Annotated in this window: 2 protein-coding genes; both read right to left on the bottom strand. The window is 61.8% G+C overall.

Translation table 11 applies throughout. The annotated features are described in order from the left end of the window. Nucleotides 1-93: 93 nt before the first annotated feature. A complete protein-coding gene (locus QMX98_RS34060; protein ID WP_172791516.1) occupies nucleotides 94-1,563 on the bottom strand; it encodes an ATP-binding protein in 1,470 nt (489 codons plus the stop codon). Next, nucleotides 1,553-2,284, bottom strand: a complete 732-nt coding sequence (locus tag QMX98_RS34055) for a response regulator transcription factor (RefSeq protein ID WP_010457397.1) — start codon at nucleotides 2,282-2,284, stop codon at nucleotides 1,553-1,555. Before QMX98_RS34055 ends, QMX98_RS34060 begins: the two co-directional genes overlap by 11 nt. Nucleotides 2,285-2,433 lie beyond the last annotated feature (149 nt).

Genomic DNA, 2,433 nt, shown 5'->3' with positions numbered 1-2,433 from the left:
GGGAGCTTGCTCCCGCCGGGGCGCGAAGCGGCCCCAAAAGAAGGACTGCTGCGCAGTCCAGCGGGAGCAAGCTCCCTCGCCACAGGGTCCGCGTCAATCGATCGAACGAGGCAACTGCAACGTCACCCGCAACCCGCCTTCACGCAGGTTTTGCAGGCTGACTTCACCGCCATGGCTATGGGCAATGTTGCGCGCAATCCCCAACCCCAAGCCATATCCCTGCTGCTGCCCGGCCAACCGGAAGTGCGGTTCGAACACCTGCTCCATCCGTTGCTCCGGCACGCCTGGCCCTTCGTCATCGACATGCAGGATGAAGGCGCTCTCGTCGTCATCGATATGCAAATGCGCGTTCTGCCCATACTTCAATGCGTTGTCGATCAGGTTGCCGATGCAGCGCTTGAGCGCCAGCGGTTTGCCCGGGTACGCCGCCAGCGCCCGGCCCTGCTGGGTGACGCGACCATTACCGTTGGGCGCCAGGTACGGTTCCACCAGACAATCGAGCACATGGTTCAGATCCACCGGCTCGATGTTTTCGTGAATATCGGTGTCTTTCACGCATTGCAGCGCGCCCTTGACCAGCAATTCCAGCTCATCCAGATCGCGGCCGAACTTGGCTTGCAGCTGTTCATCTTCAAGCAATTCGACCCGCAGCCTTAACCGGGTAATCGGCGTGCGCAGGTCATGGGAAATTGCGCTGAACAACTGGCTGCGCTCGGTCAGGTAACGGCTGATGCGCTCGCGCATCGCATTGAAAGCGCGGCCCACTTCGACCACTTCACTGCCGCCGCCTTCGGCCACCGGTTCGACTTCGGCACCGAGGGACATGTCCCGCGCCGCCCGCGCCAGGCGTTTGAGCGGACGACTCTGCCAGTGCACCAACAGGCCGATGAACAACAGCAAAAAGCCACTGGTGAGCACAATGAACCAGACCTGCTGCGCCGGCAGGCCCTGTTCTTCAAGGCTGGTGTAGGGCTCGGGCAACAGCGAGGCGATGTACAGCCACTCGCCCGGCGCCATCTGGATTTGCGTGACCAGCACCGGCGGGTTCACCGGCTCCAGCGTCAGCGCGTAATGCGCCCATGAGCGCGGCAACTCATCGAGTTTCAGCCCGCTGTTGAAGATCCGCAGGTCTTCGGGGCTGACGAAGGTCACCGAGATATCCGTGTCTTGGCCGAGGGACTCGCGCAACACCTGATCCACCGCCTTGAGCACGGCTTCCTTGCGCGGAGTGATCGGCAACACTTCCATGCCCAGCGGCTTGTCGTTGAGGGTCACCACGAAACGGGTGCCGCCCATGCTGCGCAATTGGTCGAGCACCAAGGGACGAAACGCCACCGGCAGCGAACGAAAATAACTGACGCTGGCCGTCATCGAATGGGCCAGGCTGCGGGCACTGGTGACCAGGCCTTCAAGTTGGGTGGCACGCAGTTGCGACACCCAGATCACGCTCGACAAGGTCTGCGCGAACAGCACCGCCAACAGGGTCAGCAGCAACATGCGCCCGAGCAGCGAACGCGGCATCGGCACGCGGGCGGCGAGCTTGCGCAACCACTCAGTGGCCATTGCTGGCAACCACATTGGCGGCCAGTTGGTAGCCGCTGCCACGCACGGTACGGATCAATCGCGGCGGTTTTTCGGTATCACGCAGGCGCTGACGCAAACGGCTGACCGCCATGTCGACGATGCGATCCAGCGGCATCAGATCGCGGCCACGGGTGGCGTTGCCGATGGTGTCGCGGTCGAGGATTTCCTGCGGATGATCAAGGAACAGTTTCAGCAGCGCAAAATCGGCGCCGGAGAGAATCACTTCTTCGCCGTCGATGTGGAACAGCCGGTGGCTGACCATGTCCAGCCGCCAGTCGTCGAACGCCAGCACTTCACCGCCGGAACGCTCCTGACCGAACTGCGCGCGGCGCAACAAGGCCTTGATGCGCGCCTGCAATTCACGGGGGCTGAACGGTTTACCGAGGTAGTCGTCGGCGCCCAGTTCCAGGCCAATGACGCGGTCGGCCTCGTCGGAGCTGGCGGTGAGCATGATGATCGGCACCTGCGCCTGACGCGGGTGTTGGCGGATCCAGCGGCAAAGGCTGAAACCGTCTTCGTCGGGCAGCATCACGTCGAGGATCACCAGATCGCTCGGCGCTTCGTTCATCGCTTGGCGAAAGCCCGCGCCATCGGGCGTGGTGCGGACCTGGAAACCGGCGCGGGTCAGGTAGGTGTCCAGCAACTCGCGTATCTCTTGATCATCATCGACCAACAAAATCGACTTGTTGACTGAGCTCACGGGGCGGCGTCCTTGTTGTTTGAATTGGGCGGATTATGCCTTAAGCACCGTTTTCACAAACACCACAAAACTACTGTAGGAGTGAGCCTGCTCGCGATTGCGGTTTTACATTCAACGCATTGGTTGACTGATACACCGCTATCGCGAGC

The organism is Pseudomonas sp. PS02303, from assembly GCF_029959925.1.
In the GTDB taxonomy this organism is placed as follows: Bacteria; Pseudomonadota; Gammaproteobacteria; order Pseudomonadales; family Pseudomonadaceae; genus Aquipseudomonas; species Aquipseudomonas mandelii.
The sequence above is the reverse complement of the archived record's forward strand: the minus strand, read 5'-3'. Positions and strand labels throughout refer to the sequence as shown.

What these genes read in the sequence shown, in the direction of transcription:
- QMX98_RS34060 (WP_172791516.1), bottom strand. Translation starts at nt 1,563, where the DNA reads ATGGCCACTGAGTGGTTGCGCAAGCTCGCCGCCCGCGTGCCGATGCCG.